Raw genomic sequence first — 3,002 nt, forward strand, 5'->3', positions numbered from 1 at the left:
GGTGCGACGATGAGCCCGGCGCGCGGGGCGAGCCGGCGTGAGCGCCCTCGACGGCCTCGACGAGCGGCAGCGCGAGGCCGCCTCCGTGCTGCGCGGTCCGGTCGCCGTGCTGGCCGGCGCCGGCACGGGCAAGACCCGCGTCATCACGCACCGCATCGCCCACGGCGTGGACACCGGCGCGTACTCTCCCTCGCGGGTGATGGCGGTCACCTTCACCGCGAAGGCCGCCGGCGAGCTGCGCGGCCGGCTGCGCGCCCTCGGTGTCGGCGGTGTCGCCGCACGCACCTTCCACGCGGCGGCCCTGGCACAGCTGAACTTCTTCTGGCCCACGCTCACCGGCGACACCGCCCCCGCCATCGTCGACAACAAGGTGCGCCTGCTGGGTCAGGCTGCGGATGCCATGCGCCTGCGCCCCAGCACCGCCACGCTGCGCGATATCGCCTCCGAGATCGAATGGCGCAAGGTATCGATGCTGTCGATCGAGCAGTACGCGGAGCAGGACAGGCCCATCACCGGCATCCGTCCTGAGCAGCTGCTGGAGCTGCAGGCGGCCTACGAGGCGTTGAAGGACGAACGGCGGCAGCTGGACTTCGAGGACGTGCTGCTGGCCTGCGCGGGGATGCTGGAGACCGAGAGCCGGGTGGCGGCGGCCGTGCACGAGCAGTACCGGCACTTCACGGTGGACGAGTTCCAGGATGTGTCGCCGCTGCAGAACCGTCTGCTGGAGCTGTGGCTGGGAGACCGCCGCGACATCTGCGTGGTGGGCGATGCCAGCCAGACCATCTACTCGTTCGCCGGTGCGCAGCAGCGGTATCTGCTGGAGTTCGGACAGCGGTATCCGGATGCCACCATCGTGCGGCTGGAGACCAACTACCGCTCGCACGCGCCCATCCTCACCGCTGCCAATGCACTGATGAAGGGGCGACCGGGCGCGCTGGCCCTCGTGCCCGCGCACGACGGCCCGGCCGAGGCGCCGATGCTCACCGGTTATGACACCGAGCGCGAGGAGGCCGACGGCATCGCCGCGGCCATCGCGGCGCGCATCGCCGGCGGGGTCTCGCCTGCGGAGATCGCCGTGCTGTACCGCGCGCACGCGCAGTCGGCCGTGCTGCAGCAGGCGCTCGCCGCACGCGGCATCGCGACCACGGTGCTCGGCGGCACGCGCTTCTTCGACATGCCGGAGGTGCGCCAGGCCGTGCTGGGCCTGCGGGCGGCGGCGGTGGCACCCACGTCGCTGGGGTTCCTGCCCACCGTGCGCGACGTGCTGCGGGGGCTGGGACTGACCGAGGAGCCGCCGGAGGCCGGCGGCGCGCAGCGCAACGGCTGGGAGGCGCGCCGCGCCATCCTGCGGCTGGCCGAGGAGGCGCCCGAGGGCACGACGCTGCGAGTCTTCGCCGATGAGCTCATGGCCCGCGCGAAGGATCAGCACGAGCCGGCGCTGCGGACGGTGACCCTCTCCACCCTGCACGCGGCCAAGGGCCTGGAATGGCCGCACGTGCTGCTTTCGGGCTGGGCCGAGGGTGCTCTGCCGATCTCCTACGCCTCGACGTTCGAGCAGGTCGACGAGGAGCGCCGACTGGCGTATGTGGGAATCACGCGCGCAGCGCGCACCCTGGCGATCTCGTGGTCATCGGGCGCGGGTCGAGGCGATCGGGCCCCGTCGCGCTTCCTGGCTGAGATCGGTACGACGTCCCGAGGCACGGGCATCCTTCGTGATGGCGCAGCGAGCGCCACACGTGGCGCCCGTCGGGGCTGACCCGCACCAGCACCCCAGCGTCGTCGACCGGCGTGCGCAGCACCCGGGTGACCAGGCTCGCCGCGTTGGCGACGCGTGCGGTGCTCACGTCCACCGCACGCCCGACCAGCTGCGCATGCAGTATCGGCCAGGCCTGGTCGCGTCGCCGCTCGTGCTCGTCGCGGCACGACAGGCATGGCGTGCGACCGGGAACCACCAGCGGACCGACCGTCACGGCGTCATGTTCGAACGCCACGGGCAGGTGCGCCCGGTCCTCGCGCAGGTACGGGGCGAACTGCAGGGCGGCTGCCGCGCCTTCCACGACGACGACCGCGACGGCGTCGGCATCCGTTCGGCCGGAGATGCGGATCCCCTCGTCGGCCAGCGACTGCCGCATCCGCTCGGTCATGCGCCCGTCGGAGACGTTGACATCTTCGACGAAGACGGCGGGCGTGCTCCTGGCATCCGTCACGAGCACGGGGCGCAGGCTGCTGAGCAGCCTCTTGGCGGCGGCGCGCGGCGCGCCGACGCCGTGCGCCACCACGTCGAAGGCCGACAGGCGGATGCCCGAGCGCAGCCGCGTGAGCAGTGGCTCGATCCACGGCTCGTCGACGTCCAGGGTCACGACGCCCTCCAGTCCGAACTGCACGGTGCTCGCATCGCGCCACAGGATCGGGTAGCGCGCATCCAGGCGCGTCAGCGCGGGCTTCGGTCTGGGACTCATGCCCTCGATTGTGTCGATCGCGCGGCATCCGCGGGGCGCGCCCGAGCGATCTGTGGACAGATCCGCGCAATCCGCCACGTGTGCAGGAGGAGTGAACGCCGTACGGATGCCCCCGGCGCGGGAGACGGGTCAGACGGGGCGGTCGCCCTCAGGGCGGTCCTCGCCCGGCTCGTCGCCATCATCGTCTGGCTCGTCGCCATCGTCGTCTGGCTCGTCGCGATCCTCGCCCGGCTCGCTGTCGCCGTCACCGGGGGCGCCGCCGAAGTCGTCGCCTTCCAGCAGACGCGCCAGCGCCTCGTCGAACTCGTCGGCTGCCGGCGCCTCGCCGCGGGCGGAAGCCTGCAGGCGCTCGATCAGCGCGGAGGGATCGTCGATGTCCGATGCCAGCGGCATCAGGTCGGGGTAGTCCCACAGCGAGTCGCGGGCGGCCACGCCCACGGCATCCGTCACGGCCTTCCACATCGCCGATGCCTCACGCAGGCGGCGCGGCCGCAGCTTCAGCCCGACCAGCGCACCCAGCGCATCCTCCGCGGGGCCGCCGAC

Annotated in this window: 2 protein-coding genes; one reads left to right on the forward strand and one right to left on the reverse strand. The window is 72.6% G+C overall.

The window, feature by feature from the left end; all coding sequences use genetic code 11:
- Positions 1-37 precede the first annotated feature (37 nt).
- A complete protein-coding gene (locus WA967_RS12335; RefSeq protein ID WP_424422982.1) occupies positions 38-1,756 on the forward strand; it encodes an ATP-dependent helicase in 1,719 nt (572 codons plus the stop codon).
- Between the two features lie 832 nt (positions 1,757-2,588).
- On the opposite strand, the gene WA967_RS12340 is transcribed toward WA967_RS12335, so the two are convergent.
- Positions 2,589-3,002, reverse strand: a 414-nt coding sequence (locus WA967_RS12340; protein ID WP_424422985.1) for a zinc-dependent metalloprotease, incomplete at its 5' end; no start/stop codon positions are given.

The sequence above is a fragment of the Microbacterium sp. genome (assembly GCF_049650565.1).
In the GTDB taxonomy this organism is placed as follows: domain Bacteria; phylum Actinomycetota; class Actinomycetes; order Actinomycetales; family Microbacteriaceae; genus Microbacterium.